The sequence below is a fragment of the Qipengyuania sp. MTN3-11 genome (assembly GCF_042851825.1).
In the GTDB taxonomy this organism is placed as follows: Bacteria; Pseudomonadota; Alphaproteobacteria; order Sphingomonadales; family Sphingomonadaceae; genus Qipengyuania.
This window is the reverse complement of sequence record NZ_BTGM01000001.1, coordinates 440,748-465,644: the sequence shown is the minus strand read 5'-3', so window position 1 is coordinate 465,644 and position 24,897 is coordinate 440,748. Positions and strand designations below refer to the sequence as shown.

Here is a 24,897-nt window from a genome sequence, read left to right as displayed (position 1 = left end):
GAGGGGAGCAAGGACAATGGCCGTTCTCAACGAAGAACAGGAAATGCTGCGCGACATGGCGCGCGAATGGACCGTCAACGAAAGCCCGGTCACCGAATTCCGCAAGGTCCGCGCCAGCGGCGAGCCCGAAGCCTTCAACCGCGACGCCTATGCGACGATGGCGCAGATGGGCTGGGCCGGGGTCATCATCCCCGAAGAGCATGGCGGGTCGGACTTCGGCTTCCTGTCCGCGGGCCTCGTCGTCGAGGAACTCGGCAAGACGCTCACCGCCAGCCCGCTGGTGATGAACACCGTCGCCGCCTCGGCGATCGTTCTTGGCGGCAGCGACGAGCAGAAGGCCAGGTGGCTGCCCAGGCTGGCGAGCGGCGAGGCCATCGCCACCCTCGCCGTCGACGAAGGGCCGAGCCACGATCCTGCGAAGATCGAGACCAGTGTGTCCGACGGCAAGCTGAGCGGCACCAAGGCCTTCGTCCATGAAGCGCATGGTGCGGACCTGTTCGTCGTCGCGGCGAAGGACGGGCTTTACCTGGTCGAGAAAGGCGACGGCGTCGCGCTCACCACCCGCAAGCTGACCGACCAGCGCAGCCATGCCGACGTCACCTTCGACGGCGCGGCGGCGGAGAAGCTCGCCAATGGCGGCGACAGCCTGCTCGATGACGTGCTCGACCGCGCGCGCGTGCTCACCGCAGCCGAAATGCTCGGCATGGCGCAGCAGGTGTTCGACGACACGCTCGACTATCTGAAGCAGCGCGTGCAGTTCAACCAGGTGCTGGCGAGCTTACAGGCGCTGCAACACCGCATGGCGGACCTCTTCGCCGATCTCGCCCAGATGCGCAGCGCGGTCGAGGCGGGCCTGCAAGCCGTCGATGCCGGCTTCGGCGTGGCGCGCGCGGCGACCATCGCCAAGACGGAAGCCAACCGCGTTATGCACACCATGGCAAACGAGGGCATCCAGCTGCACGGCGGGATCGGCATGACCGATGAGTACGACGTCGGCTTCTATCTCAAGCGCGCCCGCGTGCTGGAGCAGAGCTTCGGTTCGTCGAGCTGGTTAAAGGACCGATTTTCCAAGCTTTCTGGCTACTAGAAACCTGCATGTAGTGACCTGCATGGCATTTTTGCCACATGCTTGTCGACAATGTGAAATAATCCGTCAATTCATCTACCAAGTCTTGAAATGAAACGCGCTTATCGGCATCGTTTCTAACATCGACTAGTGCCTAGGATGGGGCACATTCTTAGAGGAGAGGCACATGAAAAGATTTCCATCACGCCACCATTGCGCCCTTGGTGCATTGGCAGCGGCACTTGCCTTCACACCGACAGCCGCCTTCGCCCAGGATGTTGGCGAACCCGATGCGGATCTGGTTGAAGGGGCCGATGTCGAAGACCAAAACGTAATCATTGTTACCGCGCAAGGGCGATCGCAGGTCTTGGCGGATGTTCCAGTCGCCGTGTCAGCTGTTTCCGGAGAAACCCTCCAGAATTCGGGCGCCAGCGACATACGTGAGCTGAACCAGGTTGCACCGTCCCTGCTGGTGTCTTCCACCGGCAACGAAGCTAACGGTTCCGCGCGTATTCGCGGTATCGGCACGGTCGGCGACAACCCTGGTCTGGAAAGTTCGGTCGCGGTTTTTGTCGATGGAGTCTATCGCTCTCGTTCGGGAAGCGCCCTGAGTGAGCTCGGCCCTATCGACAGGGTCGAAATCCTTCGCGGTCCCCAAGGTACTCTGGGCGGGCGGAACTCATCGGCAGGCCTGATCAATATCTACACCGCACCGCCCGAGTTCGATTTCAGCGCATACGGGGCCTTCACTTATGGCAACTATGATGCGATCCGCGTCGAAGGTGGCATAAACGCTCCGCTTGGCGACACCGTAGCTGCGCGTGTGGACGGCGTTTACTTTGAGCGCGACGGCTTCTACAACGATATTACCAACGGCGGGACGATCAACAATCGCGATCGTTATCTGGTCCGCGGTCAGCTCCTGTTCGAACCCAATGACGACCTGTCCATTCGCCTTGTCGGGGATTATTCCAAAAAGGACGAAGCGTGCTGTGCCGCGACGTTCGTCCAGCCCGAGTTTGCTCCGCTTGCACGGATCAGCGCTGGATTTGATCCCTTTACGAGGCCATCGGATGGGGCCGCCCTGACGAGTACCGCAAATCCGATCGTTCCCGTGTTGCTTGCGCTTGGGCAGGATCCGCGTGCCCTCACCCAGGATACATTCAACCGCGACCTGTACCCTACGCCGGGCAGAAGCTATGAAGGCGAAACCGAAGACTACGGTATTTCGGCTGAGATCAATTGGGATTTCGGGAACGTCACGTTGACGTCTATCACGGGCTACCGTGAATATGCCAACAGCCAGGGATCTGACACCGATTACACTACTGTCGATATTCTCTACCGCGCTCCGACCGAGAATGCTCTTGCTCGAGACTTTGAAACATTCACTCAGGAACTGCGCCTTACCGGTGAGGCCTTCGATGGCAAACTCGATTGGTTGATCGGCGCGTATTACGCCAATGAAGAACTGCAGGTGCGTGACAATCTGCGGTTCGGCACCCAGTACGGCAATTTCGTAGCGTGCCGCATCGCTATCGCGATCAACCCGGCTTTGGTCAATCCGGGGGCTTCCAATTGCCTGGGTGCCAACGTGGCGGCATTGGACGGTACGCTGACCGGAAGCCCGGCATTCGGCGCTGCAACCCCGGCGATCCTCGCAGGTATCAACAACCTTGCAAGCATCAGCGATTTGGGAACGGTCAGCGAGGTCTACAATCAGACGAGTGAGAACTTCGCGTTCTTCACGCATAATATCTTTGCGATCACGGATACGCTCGATTTGACGCTGGGGCTTCGTTATACAAACGAAACCAAGGACTTCGACGCAACTTTCCGCAACGACAACACGGTTTGTCCGACAAACCGCAATCTGCTCGGAGGCTTTCTGGGTGTTCCGACTTTGGCACCTCTGGCCGGTGGTATCATCAGCCTTTCCTGCCAAGGCAATTCGACATCGGAGCTCGATGGAGTTTCTCTCGAAGACTCGCGCGAAGAAGAGGAGTTTACCGGCACGGCTATCCTGAGCTGGAAGCCAACTCCCGATCTGCTAGTCTACGGTTCGTATTCACGCGGCTACAAGGCGGGCGGTTTCAACCTCGACAGGTCTGCACTGTCAAATCCGCTTGCGTTCGATCCGGCCAATATCTCGGCAGCCGCGCTGCAGTTCGATGAAGAAACAGTCGATGCATATGAGATCGGCCTCAAATACTCGACACGCGAGTTCGGGGTTAGCATTGCAGGCTTCCGGCAAGAGTTCAGTAACTTCCAGTTGAACACGTTCAATGGGGCGTTCTACATTGTGCAGACGGTCAATAGTTGCGATAGCGATCTCGGCGGGGCCGACAGAGACGCAAGCGCGACAACCGGTGCATGCTCTTCCGATGAAGTTGCACCAGGTCTGATCGCTCAAGGTGTCGAGATCGAAACCTATCTACGGCCCGCTCGTGATTTGGATATTACCCTTGGCGTCACCTATTCTGATACGAGCTTTGAAGACAATCTTATCGGGGACGATACCGGGGCACCGCTCGACCCCGCACTACGCTTGCTGCCAGGCGACAACCTGTCGAATGCACCAGAGATCGTGGCAACATCGTCGCTTACGTGGACGCCGCCAATCGGCGACAGTGGGCTCGAAGGCCTGGTCTTCGTGAACGCTCGTATGGCTGGTGATTACAACACCGGCTCCGACCTGCTCTTCGGCAAGGAACAGGACAGCTTCGTCGTAGTGAACGGGCGTGTGGGTCTGACCAATATTGCGGATCGCTTCGCGATCGAGGGATGGGTCAATAATTTGTTTGACGTTGGGTATACGCAGGTGGCCTTCAACACGCCTTTCGTGGCTCCGCAACAAACGTTCTCCGCTTTTCTTGCGGAACCCCGGACTTACGGCATCACCGTGCGCGGCAAGTTTTAAACTTACTCGCTAATTGCAAGAGGGTTCGGCGCTTCGCTGTGTCGAGCCCTCTTTTTCGAACTTTTATTTGCTCACGACTAGGTGGCGTCCGAACAAAAGTTCCGTGTGCTCAATATCGTCGATGATGTGATAGGGAGAGGCCGGCAGCGGTGTTCGCTGCAGGAATCCCTCTTCGCTGGGCTACCAGCCGCCGGCCCCACAAACAATCTTGCCTCGTCCTGCCATGCTGCCTTACGCTGCGCTCCAGGCCGCCCAGCAGGGCGACCCCAACCGCCGGAACTCTAACTTAACCGGTGGACCACCCTGATGGGGCAGGTCAGGTGGAAGACTACAACCGAGAGAGACCGCCCTCATCCCTTGGCTACGCGACACCGGCGGCGTTCGCCGCCGAACTAGATAAGCAATGGCCTGCTTCGCCACGCCCTACGGGCTCCGCTGCGCAGCCCATTGCTTCAACCGCGCTCATACGCATCAACGCAGCTCGGCTCTAATCCCGGCTGGGGGGAAGATCAGGGGGTCACGTCACTCATTGGAAGGCGGCTATCGCGACGCAATTCGCTCTGAAAGTCGTGGGACTATTTTGCAGGTCTTCGAGGAACAGACCTGCTAATTTTCGCCCTGCAGTTAGTTCCATTAGGATAACGCTGTTAGCATACGTAGGCACCGCGGCCGCTAGCCAAAAGGTTGCCAGTAGGACCGTATACACGTGTTTCAGCGACCGAGATATTTTTACCGATCTTGATTATTTTGCCCGATGCTACGAGTGGTCCCGAGGTTGCCGGGCGGTGGTAGTCGACCCTCAGATCGGCGGTCGCCTTGGCCCCTGTACCTTGCGACAATAAGGTGTAGAGCCCGGTTAAATCGATCAGAGAGGCGAGCACGCCGCCATGCGCTGAACCGATTGCCGGGTTTGACACGATCTCGTCGCGCCAAGGCATCTCCAGTTCAAGCTGCTCGTTCGAGCATGACCGTAAAGTGAGGCCAAGCCACCGGTGAAACGGGGCAATCTGCAGGATCTCTTCGAGGCGCTTAGGATCGATCCTTGTCAGATTATCGGTCATGTAACGGCTCCCTGCGGACTGTGATTACGCTTGAGAAAATCGAGTATCGCTGCCGAAAAGGCATCGTTGGCATCGCCAACCACCATATGTGTTGCCTCTGCGATGTCGGTGTATTCAGCGTGTGGAACAAGTTCGAGCAATTGCGCGACCGCGTCTTCGGAAACCAGATCGCTCGATCCGCCGCGAATAATATGCAATGGCAGCGAAAGCCTGCTGGCTGCATCGTTCAGCGCATCAAACTGGCGTTCCTGATGAGCCGGATCGCTTCGCTTGGCTAGTGTGATGTTGCGGATAAAGGCCGGATCCCAATGCCAGTAGTAGCGGCCGTCTTCCTTCTCTCGCAGATAGCGCCGTAAGCCCTTGCCGGCTCCGCGCTTGCGGCGATGTGGCATGTAGCGCGCGATGACCTCTGCCGCTTCGTCCGGTGAAGAGAAACCGGTCTCCACGTGCTCCTCCATAAAGCCGACTACGCGCATAACGCCCCCCGTCTCCATACGCGGCGCGATGTCGACGAGAGTGAGCGACGCGAAGCGGCCCGGCGCAAGGTGTCCTTCGGCGATCAGTCCGGCCAACCCGCCAAGGGAGGCCCCGACGAGCGCTGGCTTGCGGTCCATTTTTGAAGCGATCGCAACGAGATCTGAAGCGAAGTCGCGCGTTTCGTAAGCGCCCTCGGCAGACCATTCGCTGTCGCCATGACCGCGCATATCAATTGCGATCGGACGAAATCCCGCATTGGCGAGATCGGCTGTGACACGTTTCCATGCGTGACGGGTCTGGCCGCCCCCATGCGCGAGCAAGACCGGTAAAGCATCGGCATTTCCGGTCGCTTCGGCTGCTATGGAGATGCCACCATTTCCCCCGATATGGAAAGTTTGCGACTGCATACCGCAACCTCATATTGTAAATCGATTTACAGTAAACGGCTTTATTTCCTGATCCGCTATGGTAGGTTGCCCTAGATGGCTGCCATGACGGGCTATGACGCGGATACAAAGGGGGGCAAGTTCCCTCACCGATACCGATCGGCTGTTCTTTCTTATGGAGGAAGTGACCCGGCGTTTGCGCAGGACCGCCGATTCTTCGGTTGAACAATTCGGGCTCACGCGGACGCAATGGAGTATATTGGCTTATCTTTCGGAGCCCAGGCATGACCCAGACAGAGCTGGCTCGGGAACTGAAGCTAGAGCGCGCTAGCATCGGCCAGACTATTGATAGCCTGGAAGAACTTGAGCTGGTGGAAAGACGCAGGCGCGAAGAACGACAGGCGCGTTTGGCGGGTTCATTTACGCCCTGCCGCAATCGAGCTACTTCCCAAGATGCGAGTAGAAGCTGATGCAATGTATGCTCGCTTGCTCGGGGGGATCCGTTTTGGGGAACTGGAGCGCTTACGCGGATCGCTGGCTAGGATGCATGACAATCTGGGCAGCGAGCCATAATCACTCGAAATCGAGCCCATGCCCCGCGTTCACGCCCGCGTTTGCCCTTCAGGGGGTCTGATGCTCAGATGAGGGACGCCGAGCGCATGCGATCATAACATCCCGGCAGTCGTGGCAGGCGAGGTGGCCGGAGCCCCCGCACTCACCCAGCGCCGTTCGGTTCCTTATCAGCTTGAGCGACCATCGGATTCAGTTTCTGCTGTAGCGTGAAATCAGCGAGTGTTTGCATGGCGGCACTGCTAGCGAATATGGTTGACGCTGAGCTTGAACACGCCAGGCATGCGCGAGCCTTCCAAGATAGCGCTATGGATAAGCATATGCCGAAAGATGAGATACGTGATTACGCCCCCAACGAAAAGGATGACATCCTTTATTTGCTAGAAGAGGTGAACAGGACCGCTCGGCGGACCTTCGACGCTCTGATCGTGGGGCTCGACCTCAATCAAACACAATGGCGGATCATCGCGTCCTTGTTGCGAGAACCTACGCTAACACAGACCGAGATTTCTCGCCTGCTCGAGCTTGAATCGGCGACGATAGGACAGGCTGTCGCAGTTTTGGTTGAAAAAGGTTTGATCGAGCGAGAGCGGGCGGCGCACGATCGAAGGGTTTGGAACCTCCACCTCACCGAGCAAGTAGGAACCATCTGGCCGGAACTGCGCGAAGCGGCTGATCGACTCCACGAAATTCTCTGGAAGGGAATGTCTGCGCCTCAAATCGACCTCCTGCGTACGATGCTTCGAAAAGTTGCGGAGAATCAGAAGCAGGCTGACACTTGCGAAGAAAGCCGATGAAGCATGATCTGGAAAACAGTGTCGGTGAACTGACGCGGCTAGCAGAACTCGGTCAGATTTTCGCCCGGCACGGTCTGAAAAATCTCGGAAGCTTGCTTGGCTTTATGCCGGTTTCGGAGAATGAGCCAGATACCGAGGACTTGCGTCCTGCATCGGTGGTGGCGCTGTTGCGCGATGTCGGCCCTGTCGGAATAAAGCTTGGCCAGCTCCTGGCGACCAGAAGCGATCTGTTTACACAACCCTGGATTTCCGCGTTCGGCACTCTCCACGACCAGGTGGAACCGCTGCCGTTCGATAAGATCGAACCGGTGATTGTATCGGCTTGGGGCAGCGACTGGGAACGTGAATTCGCCGCTTTCGAGAGAAACCCGATCGCCTCAGCCTCTATCGCGCAGACTTATGTCGCAACCCTGCTGGACGGAAGCGAGACTATCGTGAAAATCCGCCGACCCGGCATGGCGTCCAGGATCGAGGCGGACATGAGGCTGTTGACACGGCTCGCGGGCCTCGCCGAGCGTCGGTCAAGCGACATTGCCCGCTATCGACCCGTGGAATTCCTTCAGACATTCGCCAAGAATTTAGCGCGGGAGATGGACCTGGCGGCGGAAGCACGTGCCTGTGAAAGGATTGGCGGTTATCTGGAGATGCTTGGGGTGAAGACGCCCGCGATCCACTGGGAACTCACAGGCTTGACGATCAATGTGCAGGAAGCCCTGGGCGGAAAGCCCGCGTCGCGGCACCCGGCAACTGATCCGGCAGGGAATGCCCAGTTCGCGAAGCGCTATGCCGATGCAGTGCTACGGATGATCCTTCTCAATGGAGAGTTTCATGGCGACCCGCATCCCGGCAACGTCTTCTGGATGGAAGGGAACCAGGTAGGCTTCATCGATTTCGGCTCGGTCGGCTTTCTCAGCGGCGCGCGGCGTCAGGAAATCGTCCGACTGATTTTCGCTATCGCGAACGGACAGATAGACAAGGTGGCCGATCTGCTGCTCGACTGGGCAGGCAATCCACTCGTGGATCGCGCGCAATTGGTGATGGACCTGGATGAGCTGATCGCGGAATTTAGCGGCACAGCTCTTGCCGGGATAGAATTCGCGGCAATTTTCGATCGGGTTTTCGGATTGTTGCGCGATTATCGCCTCGTATTGCCGCCCGACCTCGCTATTTTGCTGCGCACCCTGCTGACCGCAGAGGGCTTCGTTCGCTCTTTGGCGCCGGACTACAATATCGCCGAAGAAACGAAGCCGATCGTGATGCAATTGTTTGCCGAGCGATTTTCGATCGGAGCCGCGCGGGATCATTTGGCCAAGGTCCGCAGTGGCCTGCTTGATTTCTCGGCATCGCTGCCCGAGCTAATCGATAACGTTGCCTCGGTCGCTCGATCAGGTACGATTCAGGTATCCATCGACCCAGCCAGTCTGAACCATCTGACGCGGGAAGAGGACCGCAGCACCCCCGTCAAGGGTCCGGTGGTGGCAGCGTTGATCATCTCTGCCGCATTGCTGGCCGACCAATCGTTGTTACTGGCAGGAATTGTTCTGGCTTTCGCGGGAATAGCACTCATTCCTAGATGGAACTGATAAGACCACACACAATGAACGCTTAGACCACGGCCGCCCGGCACCGATATTGGCTACATCAAGGGAGAAGAGTGGAAATGACCGAACAGAAACCTGCCGAAGCGGTGCCTGCCGCCACCATGCTGCTGACCTGCCCCATCAGGGTGGTCCACCGGTTAAGTTAGAGTTCCGGCGGTTGGGGTCGCCCTGCTGGGCGGCCTGGAGCGCAGCGTAAGGCAGCATGGCAGGACGAGGCAAGATCGTTTGTGGGGCCGGCGGCTGGTAGCCCAGCGAAGAGTGTGGCCGGACGGTGTTGTAGTGGATACGCCAGCGCTCGATCAGGATGATTGCCTCCTTCAGAGTGTAGAAGATCTCCCCGTTGAGAAGCTCATCCCTGAGCTTGCCGTTGAAGGATTCGTTGTAGCCATTCTCCCATGGTGATCCGGGTTCGATGTAGAGAGTCTTCACACCAATCCGCCAGAGCCAGTCGCGCACGGCATGAGAAGTGAACTCAGCGCCATTATCGCTACGGATGTGATCAGGCGGACCATGGCGTTGGAACAGCTCGGTCAGCACGGCCAGGACATCATCGCTCTTGAGCTTGCGCTGGACATGGATCGCCAGGCACTGGCGGCTGCACGACATCGAACTTCTCAAGCATCACTCGAACCGCGAGTTTTTCGTCAATACCGGTCTGTTCGCGATCCGAGGGCGAGTAGACACCGAGCGCCGCTTTCAAATTCTGAGCGATGCCGATGTAGTCAACAACGAGCCCTGCTTCTTTGTCGCGGAACACCCTGTTGACCCTAGCAATAGCCTGCATGAGGCCATGTCCCTGCATTGGCTTCGGGCCTTGATGCTCTACCCTCTCAATGCACTCATCGCGAGCCAGGAGAAGCGCCTTACAGCCTGGACCAAGCCGCTCCGCGGCGATGTCCGCTTTGCCCTCTACAACGGATTGATGGGAACGGCGCGGAAGTCCAATCGCGACAAGGCCGAGCACGAGATCCCGCATCAGGTTCTTTACCGCGAAACCCTCCGAGCCAACCCACCACCGATCCTCGTTACCAACCAGACGATGCTCGAATACATGACGATCCGGCGCGAGGATCGTCCGATCCTAGACGCATCAAAAGGCAAGCTGCGCTGGATAGTTATCGACGAAGCGCACAGTTACATAGGTTCGGCAGCGGCGGAGCTCTCGCTCCTGCTTCGCCGGGTAATGAACGCGTTCGATGTGACGCCCGATCAGGTCCGGTTCGTTGCGACGTCGGCCACCATCGGCTCTGCTGACGACCAGAAGGCCCGCGAAGACCTTCAGAGATTCCTTGCCGACATTGCTGGCGTTCCGCTTGAGCGGGCGCATGTCGTTGTGGGAAAGCCTCAGCCGGTCGACCTCTCGAAGGTCCTGACAGCGTCCGATGATCCGGCAGCTTCGTCGGTTGCCGAGAGGCTGGAAGGCGAGCCTCAGACTCTGGCCTCACTTAAAGCACTCTCGCCGGACGCCGAAAGGATTTTGCTCGATCTGTCAGCCCATAATGCCAGCGAAGCGAAGCCTGTCCTGCCGATGCGAGCCCACAGCTTCACGCGGGCAGTTGCTGGGCTCTGGACCTGCATCAATGTCGATTGCCCGGGTGAGATGCGGCCCAAGGATTGGCCATTTGGCGCTGTGCTCTTCGACCATCGGGACCAATGCCCCCATTGTCAGTCGATGGTGTTCGAAATTCAGAACTGCCTCGATTGTGGTGAGCCCTTCCTCCCGGCCGATGACATGGGCGACAGGATCGTACCGCGGCGAAGTGATCATGATGCAGATGAGTTTCGCGAAGATAGCTATCGTGACCGTGATCATGATGATGACGAAGATGAAGATGAGCACGAGGGGATCGGCCATCCGCGTCTGATTGCTATCAACCCGAAATCCGAAGCGACCGCGACCGCTTTCGATGTATCCAGTGGCGAGTTCACTGGCGAGGCGGGGCATTTTCATCTGACCCAGCTGGACGAAGGACGTTGCCCGGCCTGTCTCGGAAACAAGCGGCGCGGGCGACCGGCGGTCTTTCCCTTTCGCTTTGGTACACCATTCCTCACCCAGAATGCGGCACCGATCCTCCTTGAGGGTGTTTCGCCACATCAGGCGGAGCACGCCCTGCCGTTCGATGGCCGTCAGCTGATCAGCTTTTCGGACAGCAGGCAAGGAACAGCTCGCTTTGCCGCCAATATTGAAACCAACGGAGAGCGGGCCTTTGTCCGCGCCTTTATCTATCATGCCGTTCAGAAGGCTGCCCAGGGTAGCGACCTGACCGAAGAGCGCAGGGAAGAGCTGCTCAAAAAGAAAGCTGCTCTAGCGAACCTCGTGGCAGACATGCCTGCGTTCAAGGATGATATCGCCAAGATTGACGCGGAGCTCGCGGGCGGCGCGGCAACCGGAATATCCTGGAAGGACCTCGTATCCGGGCTCGCTTCTGAGCCAGCCATCGGCATGATGGCCCAGGTCTGGGACCTCGATCGCAGCGAACGTTTTCACGATAACCGGGAAGCGCTGGCCCGCTTCATGCTCTTGCGCGAACTTGCCCGTCGTCCGCGCAATGCCAATGCGATGGAGACGCTTGGCCTGGCACGGCTCCGTTTCCCGGATATCGAGCGGATTGGCCCGGATAGGCTACCTGAGCTTGTCGGCCAGAAGGGCTATTCGATCGAAGATTGGCGCGGCTTCCTCTACTACATGGTCGACTATCTTCGCGGCCAGTTTGCCCTTGAAGTGGACGATGGTGATGCGCGTTGGATGCCTGGGCGCGCGCGGCCTCGCAATGTGATCGGGCCCGACCAGCCCCCTGGCGCCAAGCGTGATGTCTCTTGGCCCTTGGTCAATACCAAGGGACGTCAGCCAGACTCCATTCTTCTCTTGGCGTCAGCTCTGAACCTTGACCTTACGTCTCAGCGCGACCGCCATGAAATCAATCAGGTCATGCATGCCGCCTGGAATCAGCTTGCTCCCCTTCTGTCGGGTGTTGGTGGCACATTCAGCCTGCGATTGGAGAAAACCGCCGAGGTCGAAGCGGTTGGCAAGGCTTGGCAATGCCCCTTGACCCGGCGTGTCCTGCCCCGCCTGGTCTTTGGCAGGTCGCCCAACCTGGTAAGTGCTGGCAAGATGTTCGCTAACAAGCCGGCGCGTGGAATCGAGTTTCCGCGTCTCCCAAGAACAAGGCCTCTCGCAGTGGATGGCCAAAAGGAAATCGCAGCCTGGCTCCAGACCAACGAAGAAGTCGCGGCCCTTCGCGAGGCTGGCATCTGGATGAACTGGCACGATCAGGCCGCGCTCGCCACGCCTTACCTGCGGGCCGAGGAACACAGTGCCCAGCAGCCCCCGCACCGACTGCGGGAGTTCGAGGAGCAGTTCAAGGAAGGCGATATCAACCTGCTCGCCTGCTCGACCACGATGGAAATGGGTGTCGACATCGGTTCGATCGAAGCCGTGCTGATGACCAACGTTCCACCCTCAATCGCCAACTATAATCAGCGGGCCGGTCGCGCGGGGCGCCGCGGACAGGGCTTTTCGACAAGTCTCACAATTGCCCGCAATACACCGCTCGATCTTGAAACGTTTGCCGATCCTGCGGGCTATTTGCGTCGTAAACTCGCCTCGCCGCGCGTATCGCTTGATTCAGATCGGATCGCACAGCGTCATGCGAACGCCTATCTGCTCGCCCAATGGTTTCGCGAGGTTGAGGGGGAGTTTGCCCGGACCAAGACCGGGGATTTCTTCGGCTGTCGCGCTGACCTTCGTCCTTTCGAAGGTCTCGCTCCCGTGGATGCCTTTTGCGAATGGCTCGATCTACCAACTACGGCTTCCGCAACCGAAGAGGGTCTACTGCGGCTCCTCAGGGGAACAGGTCTCGAATACGACAGCGAAATCCGGGGGCATACGGCGGAGATGTTTGGGCAGGAAGCTGCGAATTTCCGTCGTACATGGCAGCGCCTAAAGGAAGACTCGGACGCGCTCGAAGGGCCGGCAAAGAAGGCCATCGAGTTTCAGGCACGGCGATTGTGCAAGGAGTTCCTCTTGAAGGAGCTTGCCAATCGCTCGCTTATCCCTGGAAGCGGTTTTCCGACATCAGTTGTCCCGTTTGATACCCTCTGTGCCGAGACGCAGAAGGCGCAGGAGCGCAATCGTTCGGAAGAGGAAGGCGCACGTGATCGGCGCTATGAATGCCCGACGCGCAACGCCGATATCGCCATTCGGGAATATGCCCCGGGGGCAGAGGTCGTCGTAGACGGGCTGGTTTGGAAATCGGCCGGGGTCACCCTCAATTGGTTGAGCCCGATCGACAGTGGCCAGCGTGAGCCACAGAACCTTCGTTGGGCCTGGTGGTGCGACCATTGTGGTGGGGCGGGCAGCGATCACCAGATGCCAGACCAGTGCGCCCATTGCGGCGAACGAAGCATTAGCATCGAGCAGTTTCTTGAACCGGCTGGGTTCCGGGTCGACTGGAACGCGCAGCCGCATGCCGACACCGATCAGGCTGTCTACATCGAACCCAAGTCCCCGAAGGTCAGTGTCGGTGGTGCCCTGTGGCAACCCATGCTGCAGCCTGAAACCGGTCGGATCCGGGCATCGCATGAAGGTTACATCTACCATCACTCTCGCGGACCCAATGACAATGGCTACGAGATTTGCCTAGAGTGTGGGCGGGCCGGGGACGCTGGGACCGACGCTCTCAAAGACCATCGTCCGCTCACGCCGAGGGACCGAAAGGCGACAGATCGCTGCCCGGGCAATGACGAAGGTTATGCGATCACGAGCGCTCTAGCGCTGGGCCATGAAGTTCTAACTGACGTGGTGGAGCTGCAATTGCCTGGGCTGGAAAGTGACGGCGCAGCTTGGGCGCTTGGCGCAGCGTTGCGCGAAAGTCTTGCACGCTGGCTTGGAATCGAGCCGCGCGAGCTTGGAATTTCTGTGGCAGCTCGAGACGGCAAGCTCGGTCGCAGAGTGCCGTCGGTCTACATCTTCGATGAGGCATCTGGAGGTGCCGGATACGCTCCGAGACTTCTCGACGACATCTATCATGTCTTCGAACGAGCGGCTCGCGTCCTCGATTGCCCCAAAGAATGCGAGATGGGGTGTTCGGCCTGCGTCCTGGCTGCCGATCTCTACAAGCAACAGGGACGTCTCGACCGGCGGTCTGCTCTCCTCGCGGTTCAAGCATTTCTTGAGACGAATGCTGAACTGCCGCAGGAAGATCGTGCGGTCCCCGATGCCAGGGCAATCAATGACGCGGCAAACACACTCCTTTTGAGAGCGCGAAGCGGAGACAGCATTTCGGTCCTGTTGCCCACCGTGTTCGATCTTGCAGAGCTGACTTCGACTAAGATGCGCACCTTCTTTTCTGCCGCCTCGGCCCGCGGCGTTCCGGTGACTCTCGTGCTTGATCCGAGTTCCTTTGATAAGCTCGAAGAGGTCGAACGGCGCTTTTTGCGCGATGCCTCGGTGCGTTTCGAATTTTCGTTGGCCCTGGGTAAAGGAGAAGACGCCCCCTTTGAGAGCAAGCGCCTGGCCGAATTGATCTCGACTGATCGCGCCACAGGGTTCTTCTCCCGCGATATGTCTGCGACGCAGCCGGGTGAGCGCTGGGGCATGGGTGAAACGCATGCGGTTGTTGCTGGCACTCTCAGCGGCCCCACCGCCTACAGCCCGATCAATCCTGAAGATCTGGAGCGACAGGTTGCGGTTGGGGATCAGGTCGAGCTGATGCAAGGTTTCGGGCAATGCCCGGTTGGCCAATTTGGCAAACGCTTTGGCTCGAAACTGAAGCAGCAGATGGAAGCGGCTGGTGTTTGGAGACCTGGCAGTCTTGTGCGGATCACCTACGCCGACCGCTACCTGAACTCTCCGCTGACCATGCTCCTCTTCCTGCGGACGTGCGAAGCTCTATCCACTGACTTGAAGGCGGATCGCTCGGTTGAAGTCGATATCCTGGTTCAGCCACTAAAGAATGATCGTAGTCCTTATCAGATCAAACACGATTGGACTTATGAGGATGACCGAGCGGAAGTAGCCGAGCTATTGGGCGAAAAATTTGGCCTCGATGTCGATCTGCGGGTCACGGAAAACTCGGACCATGGCCGCAAGCTCGAGCTTGAATACGCCGATGGTCAGAAGGTGCTCGTGCTGCTCGACCAGGGTTTTGGATACTGGCGCATAGCCGGCAGCCCGCCGCGGCATGACTTTCGTTCGGCACCTGTGGCGCAGGCGAGTGAGCTCTTGCGCGCATCGACTGCGGTCGCCGGCGTTGGGGAAAGCTATTTTGCTGTTAAGAAGGTTTGATGCGCCGGCTCGCAGCCTTGCTGCGTTTGATATTCTTGGAGTGTGGAATTCGGATGATCGGAAATGAGTAAGGGCGGCACCAAAAATACGAAGGCCAGTGCAAAGGGTGGCGATCTGGGTTTCGAGGCCGAGCTATTCAAAGCTGCGGATAAGATCCGCGCCAACATGGAGCCGTCCGACTACAAGCACGTCGTTCTGGGGCTCATCTTCCTGAAGCATATCTCTGATGGCTTCATGGCGAAGCGCGCTGAGCTCGAAAAGGACTATCCTGAAGGCGTCGAGGACGAAGACGAATACCGCGCCGACAATGTGTTCTGGGTACCCAAGCCGGCACGCTGGAGCCACCTGCAAGCCAACGCCAAGCAGCCGACCATAGGTAAACTCATTGATGAGGCCATGCTCGAAATCGAGAAGGTCAACCCCTCGCTCAAAGGGGTCTTGCCGAAAGACTACGCGCGTCCCGCTCTCAATCCGGTAATGCTCGGAGAGCTCATCGATCTCATCTCCGGGATTGGCTTCAAATCTGACGATGGTCAGAGCCGAGATATCCTCGGACGTGTCTACGAATACTTCCTTGGCGAATTTGCCGGCGCCGAGGGGAAACGGGGTGGTGAGTTCTACACGCCGCGCTCGGTCGTGCGGACGATGGTCGAGATGCTGCAGCCGCACGATGGGCGGGTTTACGATCCTTGTTGTGGATCGGGCGGTATGTTCGTGCAGTCCGAAAAGTTCGTCGAGAACCACGGTGGGCGCATTGGCGACATCGCCGTTTACGGTCAGGAATCAAACCATACGACCTGGCGACTATGCATGATGAATCTGGCAGTGCGCGGAATCGACGCTGACATTCGGTGGAACAGCGATGGCAGCTTCGGCCAGCGCCTGCAGCGCGGCGAGACGGCGACCGCCGGCTTCGACCTCGAACTTGCCGCGCTTTCCTTTGCGCACGACGAGGTTCTGCAGCAGGCCGCGCGCAGCAATGTCTGCCCGCAGCTGGAGGTCGGCCAGCACGTCGCTCGACTTGCGAACGTTGCGCGGGCTCGGGACGAGCTTCTTCAAGGGAATCGACTGGATCATGGGTGTTCTCCTGATGGAATGAAGGCGCAGGTGAGGATCACGAGGCCCACAAGCCCAAAGGGCTCCCTCCACTCTCATTCTGAGATTGGGGTCTGCCCGAGGGATCAGGCGGCAAGCGCGGGGAGGACCGACGAGGCTTTCGACACCGGGACGAACAGCCGCGTGCGGTAGCGGATGATCTCGGTGAAGCAGCCCTTGTTCTTGTACCAGTCGAGGCGATCCGGCGAGAATCCGGTCAGTTCAAGGCGCTGTTCGCCGCCGACCAGCGATCGCTTGACGGTCAAGGCATCGTGGCTTGCGAGGACCAGCGGCTTTCCGCTTGCGAGGACCAGGTCGCCGATCTGCTCTGCAGCTGGCCCGGTAACTCCGCAAAGGCCAAAGGTATCGGCAATTGCCGCGAGATCGACATCGAGCACTTCGCGCCCGATGATCGACTGGCCGTCCTCGGCAACGAGCCGGGTGACACGGACATGATCGCCGGGAAGGCGCTTCCAAACCGGAAGCAGAAGTCCGGTGGCGAGATGGACGCGCTCGGTGACCGGTGATTTGGCCGCCTCTTCTTCCTCGGTCCGCCAGGTGCTGGTGAATGCGGTGACGCCAATTTCTTCCCAGTGGCTCTCAGCGAGTGCCTCAAGGGTCCAGTTCGCGGACTTGAGCGGGCGCAGCAGGCGCCGGCGTTCGATCACGGCCCCGTCGTCGGCGATGAGGCGACGGGCTGGAACCGACAGCGCGACCTTGCCTGACCGCATATTGCGCATCGGGATCGCGTGCCGACTGCCAATCTCGTGCATCCGCACCAGGCGCTGCAATCGCAGAGGCCGAAGGTGCCTCGTCACTTCGAGCGAGACGAGACGGGTCTCGGCACCGGTCACGGGGTCTGTGCGCAGGAGCTCATCGGCGAGGACCGTGAAGTGATCGACCCTCACGGTCTCCAGTCCCTGGTCGAGCGTTCCGGCCTCGCGCGCAGCTTCAATCCGCGCTTCGACGAGGCCGAGATATTCGTCGAAGATCGCGTTCTGGAGCGCGATCGGCAGCGCGAGAATGCGGTTGAGCCAGCGCTGGATGGTTGGGAGATTATCGGTCAGCCCTCCAAGTTTCCAGCGCGAGAGCGGCTGGATATCGAGCGGCAGCCCGCCGAGCGCTTCCCAGTCGCGGCGTGCATCTTCAAGCAGCGCTTCGTTCTTGGTGATCCAGACATGCCGGCGCTCGCCTGCGAGCCAGCGGTCCATGATGACCGCGGCGATCTGCCGTCCTTTGCCCGCTCCGGTTCCGTCGCCAAGGAAGAAGCCTTGGCGGTATGCGTGTCCATCTTCGGAGAGTTCCAGCGAGGTGCCTTCCTGGCTAACCTTGAACCGGCCCGGAAGATCGCGCGCAAATGCCAGGGCAGCGTAGACCAGTGTCTCGCATTGCGCTTCGGACAGCAGGCCATCGGCCTGCCAACCTGCGGGAAGGCGCGGGCAAACATCGGGCTGCGGTGCCGCGACCGAACCCATGGCGACCGATTCCACGAGTGGAGTAGGATGAACCGGCGCGTCTTCGAACGCGATGCGGCTGGGGCGGTAAGGCAGGTAGATGCCTGCCTGTTCAGGCACCGGCGCGGGGTCAGCGAGAACAGAATAGGCAAGATTGACCGCATTCGCCTTGGCTGCTGGCGTCGCAGCGAACGGCGCCACCGGTCGGACCGGCGTGCGTTGGGTCGAAGGTTTGCAAACAAGGCGCGCTAGCTTGCCGACGGGCAGGCAATGGAGGCCGGCGGAGGTCTTCGCTCGTGGTGGCAGCTCGGTGACAAGTTCGCCGAGCGCAATCAGGTCGCAGGTAGCTCCGATGATCGTTGACGAGGATGCAGTCGGCACCTTGTCGATCACGACCAGGCGAACGGCGATCCCCGTCCCTGTCCGGCGAAACATCTGCTCCAAGCGGACATTGAGCAGGAGCGACGCTTCGTCCTGTGCTTTGGCGAACGTGGAAGCGTCAAAGCCATCGGGCATGATGGCGATTATCCTCGCCCCATTCGCAGCCGCTCGGATCGCACCGCGCAGGTGACGCATAGCGGTCTCGCCGTCCTTGCCGCGTTCATGGCTATGAGCGAATGGCGGGTTCATTAGCACGACCGATGGAACCGTGCCGCGATGCAGGTCGGCGATCAGTTCCCCGTCGTGCGCAGTGATCGTGGCCGCGGGGAAGATGTGGACCAGACCGCCTCGTCTTGCCGGATCGATCTCGTTGAGGAGCAGCGAGGCGTTCTGGAGGCAACCCCAGAGAGCAAGGGCACCATTGCCTGCGGACGGTTCGAGCAGCGTGTCTTGCGCGCAGACAGCTGCGGCCTTCGCCATCAGCCAGGCCAGCATTGGCGGGGTCGAGAACTGCTGGAGCTCGACCTGTGCTTCGCTGCGAACGTGCCGCGGAGGCAAGGCTGCTTCGAGCCAGTCGAACCGCGCTTCGGCTTCGTGTACATTCGTCGCCAGATCGATCCGTGAGGACTCTCGAAGCCAGAGTAGTGCGCCGATCTCGACCGCGCTGTTGTAGTCGTCGATCGTCCAGGCACCTCCCCAATCCAGAACACCGGTCTCTTCGGCGAACAGCCCGGAAATGTCGGTACGGGTAAGATGACGTCCCGAAGCAAGAAGCGCGGCAACTCGGGTGGCCTGTCGGCCGAGCGAGACACCGAGTGACGGCGTGCGGTCATCATGCGCGGGGCAACAGGCCATGCCCTTTGTGCCGGACCATTTGCCCCCTCGCGATTCGCAAATGCGACGGGCGGTCTCGGCAAGCGACCGGTTGGGATGAGTTTGGACAGACAGGGACATGCGAGCTCCTCAGCATGCAAAGTGGCCCCCTCATCAGCGCTCCTCTCCTCTCCCAAAGGCAGGCGTTCGCCGCTTTCCTACAGGCATATGTTCTATCTATGTTCTCTTGTGATTCGAATCAATGGAGCACCACTCGAGATGACCTCCCTCAATCGTCTGACTGCGATAGCGGTCGCCTGTCTGGGGATGATCGCGACCTCCTCACAGCAGGTCCGCGCCCAAGATTTCACTTTGTTCGAGCACGCGATCGTTCCACCGAAGACGGACCAGCAGCCGGCAAGGCAATATCTACCTGCAATCTACCAGACAGGGCCAGCAGACGTATCCTACCGGGAAGGCCTGTATATGGCGGCAATAGCCGAGGCCGAGCGCCGTTACGGGCTTCCGACCAATCTGCTTCGTGCTCTCATCTGGGCTGAGTCCCGCTTCAATCCGATGGCTGTGAGTCCAGCCGGTGCTGCCGGGCTGGCTCAGCTCATGCCGGCCACGGCGCGAGAACTGGGCGTCCGTAACCGTCATGACCCTCTTGCATCGATCGACGGTGGCGCCCGGTATCTTCGCGATATGTTGGACCGGTTCGACGCGGTCCACCTGGCCTTGGCTGCTTACAATGCTGGCCCAGGTGCCGTCTCCCGATCACGCGGCATTCCCAACAATGGAGAAACGCCGCAATATGTCCGGACTGTGTTGGGACGTTGGCAAGCAATTGGTACGTACAATTGACGAAACTACCTGATTTCCGGCTATTGTCTGAAATCATGTGCCGGAATGAAGACGGACAACGCTAGTGAATGAGACCCCCGTTGAGCCGTTCGACTTTCGCAAGGCGTTGAAGGCACAGAAGCGCCGGAAGCTGAGAAAGGAGATCGCGTTGGGTTTGGGAGCATTCGCGATCGTATTTGCTGGAGGGATGCTGGCACTCAACTGGCCAGTCTATGATGCCAGCCTTGCTGACGGCGATCAGCAGCCTCAGGCTTTGTTCCAGCAAGCGAGCTCCCCGCAATTCGACATCTGCGGATCCATCCGGCGCACATGCGTCGTGGATGGAGATACTTTCTGGCTTGATGGCGTGAAGATCCGCATTGCCGACATCGACACTCCCGAGATCAGCGAGCCTCGTTGCGACTATGAGTACCAACTCGGCATGCGTGCGACGCACCGCCTTGTCGAATTGCTGAATGGTGGGCCCATTGAACTGAGGACCATCGGGAGCAGAGATGAGGACCAGTACGGTCGCAAATTGCGGGTTGTTACGCGCGGCGGTCGCTCGCTTGGCGATCAGATGGTCAGCGAAGGGCTGGCGCGAACCTGGACCGGGAGACGTGAACCATGGTGCTGAACCGCGATCGGGAATTGTGGGCCGTCGCGCTCTGGCTCGAAAAGAACCATGGCAAAGAGGGAACCGCGTATATCGCGCAGCAAATCCAGCGGCTATCCAACGAAGGGGACGAGGCAGGCATAGCAACGTGGAAGACCGTTGCTGAGCGCTTCGATCAGCTTAGCTGCCAAAGCTCTACGAACTGAGGCTCAGCACGATGCGGAATTGGCTTGAAGCTTGGGGCATCAGAATTGAGTTCGCCTTGCTCGCGTCAGTGTCCCTGATAGGGCTAGTCCTGAGCCTTCGGTCCTGCATTGGCTGAGAAGAAATTCGTTCTTCCGATCAACCCTTCGAAAACTTTCCCATGATGACCTTTCCTCCTGTCCGGAGCTCATCGAGGTAGTCGCTCCACCATTGAGCCATTCGCACGCGCTCGTCCCAATGCTTGCCGCGATGATAGATGCCACGCACAACATTGCTGTCGCCATGTGCCAGGGCTCGCTCGATTGCATCCGGATTCCAAAGTCCCGACTCGTTCAGGAATGTCGATGCTGTCGCACGAAGTCCGTGCGCGGTGACTTCTTCTTTCGAGTATCCCATGCGACGGAATGCGGCATTGAGCGTGTTTTCACTCATGGGACGCTTGGAGCTGCGCGCAGATGGGAAAACATATCCTTCGCGGCCGAGCATCTCGGCCAGATCAGTGAGATAGCCTCTAACCTGCTTGGAAAGCGGGACGGCATGCGCTCGGCGCGCTTTCATTTTACCGGCAGGGATCTTCCAGACCCCATCGACAAGGTCGATCTCATGCCATTCAGCGTGCCGGAGTTCGCCGGGGCGGACGAACACATGCGGTGCGATCTGCAAAGCTAACTTCGTCACCATGTAGCCAGTGAAGTCGTCGATTGCGCGCAGCAGCCCGCCTAGCTCGGTGGGCTCGAGGATTGCTGCATAATGCGTGGCTCTCGGCGTTACGAGAGCGCCCTTCAGCATACTGGTCGGATCTGATTTGCAGCGGGTGGTAGCAACACCGTAGCGAAACACGCGGCCTGCGAACGAGCGGCATTTCTTCGCAGTCTCGTGCTTACCAGTGGCTTCCAGTCGTTTCAGAGGAGCCAGGACTTCGAACGGCTCGATCTCGTTGATGGGTCGGTTCCCGATGGCAGGTGCAAGTTTGTCGAGGAAATAATTGGCCTTGACGATCGTGCCATCGGCGCGGCCATTCTGGACCATCATCTGTTCAATATACTCACGTGCGACCGCCTCGAACGTCTGTGCAGAAAGGAACTCGGCGCGGATTTTCCGCTTCCGCTTCTCAAAGGCCGGGTCGCCTCCAGAAGCGACAGCTCGTCGCGCCTCATAGGCTGCGTCTCGCGCTTGCTTGAGGCTGATGTCAGGATAGCTGCCAATGCAGAGCTTCTTTTGCGCACCGCCGATCCGGTATCGGAATCGCCAAAGCTTGCCGCCGGTCGGCGTGACCTCAACATATAGGCCGCGCTCATCGGTTACCTTGTACGGCTTGTCCTTGGGCTTGAGAGCGCGGAGGCGAGTATCTGTCAGCGGCATGTGGGGGCCTTTTCATCTGGGCCTTTGCGAAACGGCCTCAAAAGGCCCACAAAAGTGTCTGGAAGCCCCGAGAACAGGCGGGACGATCCGGAACGATCCAAGGGCCAAATCCCTAGGATTTCTGCGGGTTTTATAGATTATTTGGGAGAACGTGAGAAGAACAAATGGTGCCCAGAAGAGGACTCGAACCTCCACGCCCTTGCGAGCGCCGCCACCTGAAGACGGTGCGTCTACCAATTCCGCCATCTGGGCACATGTGGCCGCGGTCGTCGTCGTCCGCGAGCCAGGTAGGCGCGCGCCACTAGCGAAGGGCGCGGGGCGGTGTCAACGTATTTGCGCCATTGGCGCTCCACTTCGCCATTCGTACCTTGCCGCCGTGGCCGCCCCCGCGCTAGGGGCCGGCAGCGGCAACACGAAGGCGGATATGGCGAAGAGCGAAGCGTTGAACGGCAGGCTGGTCGTGCTGATGGGTGGCAGCGGCTTCGTCGGCCGCTACGTGGCGCAGGCGCTGCTCGAGCGCGGTGCGCGTCTCCGCATCGCCAGCCGCAACCCGGAGAAGGCGTTCTCGCTCAAGCCGCTCGCCAATCTCGGCCAGCTACAGTTCGCGCGGTGCAACGTGCGCGACCGGCGAAACGTCGAACAATGCATTTCCGGAGCCGATGCGGTGGTCAACCTCGTCGGCAGCTTCGAGGGCGATCTCGGCAAGCTGATGGGTGAGAGCGCCGGCTGGATGGCCGCCGCGGCTGCGCAGACCGGCGCGAGCGCCTTCGTGCAGGTCAGCGCCATCGCCGCCGATCCCCAAGGGACGAGCGAATATGCCCGGGCCAAATGGCGCGGCGAAGAGCTGGTGCGCGAGAATTTCCCCAACGCCACGATCCTGCGCCCATCCATCCTGTTCGGCGAAGACGACAGTTTCCTCACCATGTTCGCCGATCTGATAAAGACCTTCCCGGTGCTGCCGGTGTTTGGGCCCGAAGCCTGCCTGCAACCGGTGTTCGTCGACGATGTCGCGGAGGCGGTCGTGCACACGCTCGAGGACCCGGCGCGTTTCGGCGGCAAGATCTTCGAACTCGGCGGTCCGGAAAGGCTGACGATGATCGAGATCAACCGCCGGATCGCCGCGGCGCAGCGGCGCAAGCGGACTTTCCTGCCGATGCCCGACGGGGTCTCCGGTGCCTTTGCCGCTATGCCCGGTACCCCCATGTCGAGCGATCAGTGGGGTCTGCTCAAATCCGGAAATGTCGTGTCCGGCGATCATCCCGGATTCGAGAAACTGGGGATCACGCCGAAGCCGCTGGGGCTGTTCCTCGACCGCTGGATGACCCGTTACCGCAAGCACGGCCGCTTTGCCGGGCGTATCCACGCCTGACGATCACCCGACCGGTGGCGCGGTTCCCTCGTCGCCGATCAGCGTCAGCGGTTCCACGAGCAGTTGCGATCCGTGGCTGCCGACGATCCGGACTCGGTCGCCAACTGCGAGGTCGGGCCCGCGCGCGAGCCATTCGCCATCGCCCACGCGGACCCGGCCGCTTCCGGCTTCGATCGCTTCGGTCACTCTGGCGGTCTGCCCCACCAGCCTCCCGAGCCGGTTGTTGAGCAGGGGGTCGCTCGACAGGATCGGCTGATCGCGCAGCCAGCGCTTGGCCGAGAACGCGGCGATCAGGGCCAGGAACACGAAACAGACGACCTGCATCAAGGCCGGCGGGCCCGAGACGAGGACGATCACGCCCGTGACCAGCGCCGCCACGGCCAGCCAGATCAGGTAGACGCCCGGCAGGACCATCTCGAGACCCGCGAGCACGAGGCCGACGGCGAACCAGATCCAATAGGCTTCGATGCCGTCCACGCCCGATCAGCCGCGAGAAGCGCTGCTGGGGACCGAGGGGCGGCGAACCGGCTCGCGCTGACGCTCCTGGGGGATCGACGTGCCCGTGTCGGCAGGCGCCGGGTTCGCGGGAGTGTGCGCATCGCTCAACCCGCCCCGAACCAGCTCGCCGATGCCGCCCAGCGAACCGATCAGCTGTGTCGCCTCGACCGGGAACAGGATCGTCTTGGCATTGGGGCTGTCGGCGAATTTTCCGACCGCCTTGGTGTATTCCTGCGCGACGAAATAGTTGATCGCCTGATTGCCCGAAGCAGCGATGGCGTCGGAGACGAGTTCGGTCGCCTTGGCCTCCGCCTCGGCTTCGCGTTCGCGCGCCTCCGCGGTGCGAAATGCGCTTTCCTTCTGGCCCTCCGCTTTGAGGATGGCGCTCTGCTTCTCGCCTTCGGCACGCAGGATGCGGCTGGCGCGGTCGCCCTCGGCCTCCAGGATTTCCGCGCGCTTGAGGCGTTCGGCCTTCATCTGGCGCGCCATCGCTTCGGAGATATCGAGCGGCGGGCGGATGTCCTTGATCTCCACCCGGGTGATCTTGATTCCCCACGGCGAAGTCGCGTGATCGACCACGGACAGGAGGCGCGCGTTGATCTCGTCGCGCTTGGACAGCGTCTCGTCCAGATCCATCGACCCCATCACCGTGCGCAAATTGGTGGTGGTCAGCGCCAGGATCGCATTGTGCAGGCCGGATACCTCGTAGGCAGCCTTGCCCGCGTCAAGCACCTGGAAGAACACCACCGCATCCACGCCCACCATGGCGTTGTCCTTGGTGATGATCTCCTGCCCTGGAATGTCGAGCACCTGCTCCATCATGTTGATCTTGTGACCGACGCGATCGATGAAGGGCACGATGATGTGCAGTCCCGGCTCCGCGGCAGCCGTGAACCGGCCCAGCCTTTCGATCGTGTAGACGAAGCCCTGCTTCACCACGCGGACCGACATCATCAGGAAGATGACGAGGACCAGTATCGCAAGGATGGAAATTATCGTGCCGCCCATGGCGCTCTCTCCTGATTGGCGGTCGAGACTAAGGAAATCCTACGCCGAAGAAAACGGCCTCCGATCCGGCGTCATTCACGCTTCCGCCCA

The 24,897-nt window shown here is 59.9% G+C and carries 16 protein-coding genes, 1 tRNA gene and 5 pseudogenes; 12 read left to right on the top strand and 10 right to left on the bottom strand.

The features are described from left to right. The first annotated feature begins 16 nt into the window (after window positions 1-16). From ACGHN1_RS02230 to ACGHN1_RS02220, 3 genes and pseudogenes are all read left to right on the top strand, one after another. Entirely contained in the window at window positions 17-1,087 is a 1,071-nt protein-coding gene (locus ACGHN1_RS02230) for an acyl-CoA dehydrogenase family protein (RefSeq protein ID WP_067506366.1), read from the top strand. A 166-nt stretch (window positions 1,088-1,253) separates the two neighbouring features. Then, a complete protein-coding gene (locus ACGHN1_RS02225; RefSeq protein ID WP_067506369.1) occupies window positions 1,254-3,986 on the top strand; it encodes a TonB-dependent receptor in 2,733 nt (910 codons plus the stop codon). 311 nt (window positions 3,987-4,297) lie between these two features. Continuing rightward, window positions 4,298-4,477, top strand: a pseudogene (locus tag ACGHN1_RS02220) (IS3 family transposase); the annotation flags it as partial. 156 nt (window positions 4,478-4,633) lie between these two features. On the opposite strand, the gene ACGHN1_RS02215 reads toward ACGHN1_RS02220, so the two are convergent. Both ACGHN1_RS02215 and ACGHN1_RS02210 read right to left on the bottom strand, forming a co-directional pair. After that, a complete protein-coding gene (locus ACGHN1_RS02215; protein WP_006834195.1) occupies window positions 4,634-5,047 on the bottom strand; it encodes a hotdog fold thioesterase in 414 nt (137 codons plus the stop codon). Further along, window positions 5,044-5,931, bottom strand: a complete 888-nt coding sequence (locus ACGHN1_RS02210; protein WP_006834196.1) for an alpha/beta fold hydrolase — start codon at window positions 5,929-5,931, stop codon at window positions 5,044-5,046. The genes ACGHN1_RS02215 and ACGHN1_RS02210 overlap by 4 nt, the downstream gene beginning before the upstream one ends. Window positions 5,932-6,194: 263 nt before the next feature. On the opposite strand from ACGHN1_RS02210, the gene ACGHN1_RS02205 reads away from it, so the two are divergent. From ACGHN1_RS02205 to ACGHN1_RS02195, 3 genes are all read left to right on the top strand, one after another. After that, on the top strand, window positions 6,195-6,380 hold the full coding sequence (locus ACGHN1_RS02205; RefSeq protein ID WP_390547953.1) for a MarR family transcriptional regulator: 186 nt from the start codon (window positions 6,195-6,197) through the stop codon (window positions 6,378-6,380). 330 nt (window positions 6,381-6,710) lie between these two features. After that, window positions 6,711-7,277 carry a MarR family winged helix-turn-helix transcriptional regulator gene (locus ACGHN1_RS02200; protein ID WP_390547951.1) on the top strand — a complete coding sequence of 189 codons (567 nt, stop codon included), beginning with the start codon at window positions 6,711-6,713 and terminating at the stop codon, window positions 7,275-7,277. Continuing rightward, window positions 7,274-8,860: an AarF/ABC1/UbiB kinase family protein gene (locus ACGHN1_RS02195; RefSeq protein ID WP_006834199.1), complete on the top strand. Its 1,587-nt coding sequence runs from the start codon at window positions 7,274-7,276 to the stop codon at window positions 8,858-8,860. Before ACGHN1_RS02200 ends, ACGHN1_RS02195 begins: the two co-directional genes overlap by 4 nt. A gap of 138 nt (window positions 8,861-8,998) precedes the next feature. Here ACGHN1_RS02195 and ACGHN1_RS02190 read toward each other — a convergent pair. Continuing rightward, window positions 8,999-9,475 (bottom strand): annotated as a pseudogene (locus ACGHN1_RS02190) (integrase core domain-containing protein); the annotation flags it as partial. Further along, window positions 9,474-9,686 (bottom strand): annotated as a pseudogene (locus tag ACGHN1_RS02185) (hypothetical protein); the annotation flags it as partial. The pseudogenes ACGHN1_RS02185 and ACGHN1_RS02190, both read right to left, overlap by 2 nt. On the opposite strand from ACGHN1_RS02185, the gene ACGHN1_RS02180 reads away from it, so the two are divergent. Together ACGHN1_RS02180 and ACGHN1_RS02175 are read left to right on the top strand one after the other, a co-directional pair. Then, on the top strand, window positions 9,669-15,164 hold the full coding sequence (locus ACGHN1_RS02180; RefSeq protein ID WP_390547949.1) for a Zn-binding domain-containing protein: 5,496 nt from the start codon (window positions 9,669-9,671) through the stop codon (window positions 15,162-15,164). The pseudogene ACGHN1_RS02185 and the gene ACGHN1_RS02180 overlap by 18 nt on opposite strands. 63 nt (window positions 15,165-15,227) lie before the next feature. Next, a pseudogene (locus ACGHN1_RS02175) lies at window positions 15,228-15,995 on the top strand (N-6 DNA methylase); the annotation flags it as partial. A 39-nt stretch (window positions 15,996-16,034) separates the two neighbouring features. On the opposite strand, the pseudogene ACGHN1_RS02170 reads toward ACGHN1_RS02175, so the two are convergent. Both ACGHN1_RS02170 and ACGHN1_RS02165 read right to left on the bottom strand, forming a co-directional pair. Continuing rightward, window positions 16,035-16,241 (bottom strand): annotated as a pseudogene (locus ACGHN1_RS02170) (ParB/Srx family N-terminal domain-containing protein); the annotation flags it as partial. A gap of 104 nt (window positions 16,242-16,345) precedes the next feature. After that, window positions 16,346-19,048: a strawberry notch-like NTP hydrolase domain-containing protein gene (locus ACGHN1_RS02165; RefSeq protein WP_390547947.1), complete on the bottom strand. Its 2,703-nt coding sequence runs from the start codon at window positions 19,046-19,048 to the stop codon at window positions 16,346-16,348. Window positions 19,049-19,186: 138 nt separating this feature from the next. On the opposite strand from ACGHN1_RS02165, the gene ACGHN1_RS02160 reads away from it, so the two are divergent. From ACGHN1_RS02160 to ACGHN1_RS02150, 3 genes are all read left to right on the top strand, one after another. Beyond that, a complete protein-coding gene (locus tag ACGHN1_RS02160; RefSeq protein ID WP_390547945.1) occupies window positions 19,187-19,771 on the top strand; it encodes a lytic transglycosylase domain-containing protein in 585 nt (194 codons plus the stop codon). A gap of 64 nt (window positions 19,772-19,835) precedes the next feature. After that, entirely contained in the window at window positions 19,836-20,387 is a 552-nt protein-coding gene (locus ACGHN1_RS02155) for a thermonuclease family protein (protein WP_390547943.1), read from the top strand. Beyond that, window positions 20,378-20,572: a DUF6961 family protein gene (locus ACGHN1_RS02150; protein WP_390547941.1), complete on the top strand. Its 195-nt coding sequence runs from the start codon at window positions 20,378-20,380 to the stop codon at window positions 20,570-20,572. Before ACGHN1_RS02155 ends, ACGHN1_RS02150 begins: the two co-directional genes overlap by 10 nt. A 136-nt stretch (window positions 20,573-20,708) precedes the next feature. On the opposite strand, the gene ACGHN1_RS02145 is transcribed toward ACGHN1_RS02150, so the two are convergent. After that, window positions 20,709-21,932: a tyrosine-type recombinase/integrase gene (locus tag ACGHN1_RS02145; protein WP_390547939.1), complete on the bottom strand. Its 1,224-nt coding sequence runs from the start codon at window positions 21,930-21,932 to the stop codon at window positions 20,709-20,711. Window positions 21,933-22,097: 165 nt separating this feature from the next. Further along, window positions 22,098-22,184, bottom strand: a tRNA-Leu gene (locus ACGHN1_RS02140). Between the two features lie 172 nt (window positions 22,185-22,356). Between ACGHN1_RS02140 and ACGHN1_RS02135 the strand changes: the two genes are divergently transcribed. Continuing rightward, window positions 22,357-23,301 carry a complex I NDUFA9 subunit family protein gene (locus tag ACGHN1_RS02135; protein WP_390549739.1) on the top strand — a complete coding sequence of 315 codons (945 nt, stop codon included), beginning with the start codon at window positions 22,357-22,359 and terminating at the stop codon, window positions 23,299-23,301. A gap of 3 nt (window positions 23,302-23,304) precedes the next feature. Here ACGHN1_RS02135 and ACGHN1_RS02130 read toward each other — a convergent pair whose 3' ends face one another. Together ACGHN1_RS02130 and ACGHN1_RS02125 are read right to left on the bottom strand one after the other, a co-directional pair. Continuing rightward, window positions 23,305-23,778 carry an NfeD family protein gene (locus tag ACGHN1_RS02130; RefSeq protein WP_390547937.1) on the bottom strand — a complete coding sequence of 158 codons (474 nt, stop codon included), beginning with the start codon at window positions 23,776-23,778 and terminating at the stop codon, window positions 23,305-23,307. 6 nt (window positions 23,779-23,784) lie between these two features. Next, complete coding sequence (locus ACGHN1_RS02125; RefSeq protein WP_390547935.1) at window positions 23,785-24,807, bottom strand: SPFH domain-containing protein; 1,023 nt, start codon at window positions 24,805-24,807, stop codon at window positions 23,785-23,787. Window positions 24,808-24,897 lie beyond the last annotated feature (90 nt).

Bases quoted from the DNA above. Each gene is read 5' to 3' on its own strand.
- ACGHN1_RS02230 (WP_067506366.1), top strand. From the start codon at position 17: ATGGCCGTTCTCAACGAAGAACAGGAAATGCTGCGCGACATGGCGCGC.
- ACGHN1_RS02225 (WP_067506369.1), top strand. From the start codon at position 1,254: ATGAAAAGATTTCCATCACGCCACCATTGCGCCCTTGGTGCATTGGCA.
- ACGHN1_RS02215 (WP_006834195.1), bottom strand. From the start codon at position 5,047: ATGACCGATAATCTGACAAGGATCGATCCTAAGCGCCTCGAAGAGATC.
- ACGHN1_RS02210 (WP_006834196.1), bottom strand. From the start codon at position 5,931: ATGCAGTCGCAAACTTTCCATATCGGGGGAAATGGTGGCATCTCCATA.
- ACGHN1_RS02205 (WP_390547953.1), top strand. From the start codon at position 6,195: ATGACCCAGACAGAGCTGGCTCGGGAACTGAAGCTAGAGCGCGCTAGC.
- ACGHN1_RS02200 (WP_390547951.1), top strand. From the start codon at position 6,711: ATGGCGGCACTGCTAGCGAATATGGTTGACGCTGAGCTTGAACACGCC.
- ACGHN1_RS02195 (WP_006834199.1), top strand. From the start codon at position 7,274: ATGAAGCATGATCTGGAAAACAGTGTCGGTGAACTGACGCGGCTAGCA.
- ACGHN1_RS02180 (WP_390547949.1), top strand. From the start codon at position 9,669: ATGTCCCTGCATTGGCTTCGGGCCTTGATGCTCTACCCTCTCAATGCA.
- ACGHN1_RS02165 (WP_390547947.1), bottom strand. From the start codon at position 19,048: ATGTCCCTGTCTGTCCAAACTCATCCCAACCGGTCGCTTGCCGAGACC.
- ACGHN1_RS02160 (WP_390547945.1), top strand. From the start codon at position 19,187: ATGACCTCCCTCAATCGTCTGACTGCGATAGCGGTCGCCTGTCTGGGG.
- ACGHN1_RS02150 (WP_390547941.1), top strand. From the start codon at position 20,378: ATGGTGCTGAACCGCGATCGGGAATTGTGGGCCGTCGCGCTCTGGCTC.
- ACGHN1_RS02145 (WP_390547939.1), bottom strand. From the start codon at position 21,932: ATGCCGCTGACAGATACTCGCCTCCGCGCTCTCAAGCCCAAGGACAAG.
- ACGHN1_RS02135 (WP_390549739.1), top strand. From the start codon at position 22,357: ATGGCGAAGAGCGAAGCGTTGAACGGCAGGCTGGTCGTGCTGATGGGT.
- ACGHN1_RS02125 (WP_390547935.1), bottom strand. From the start codon at position 24,807: ATGGGCGGCACGATAATTTCCATCCTTGCGATACTGGTCCTCGTCATC.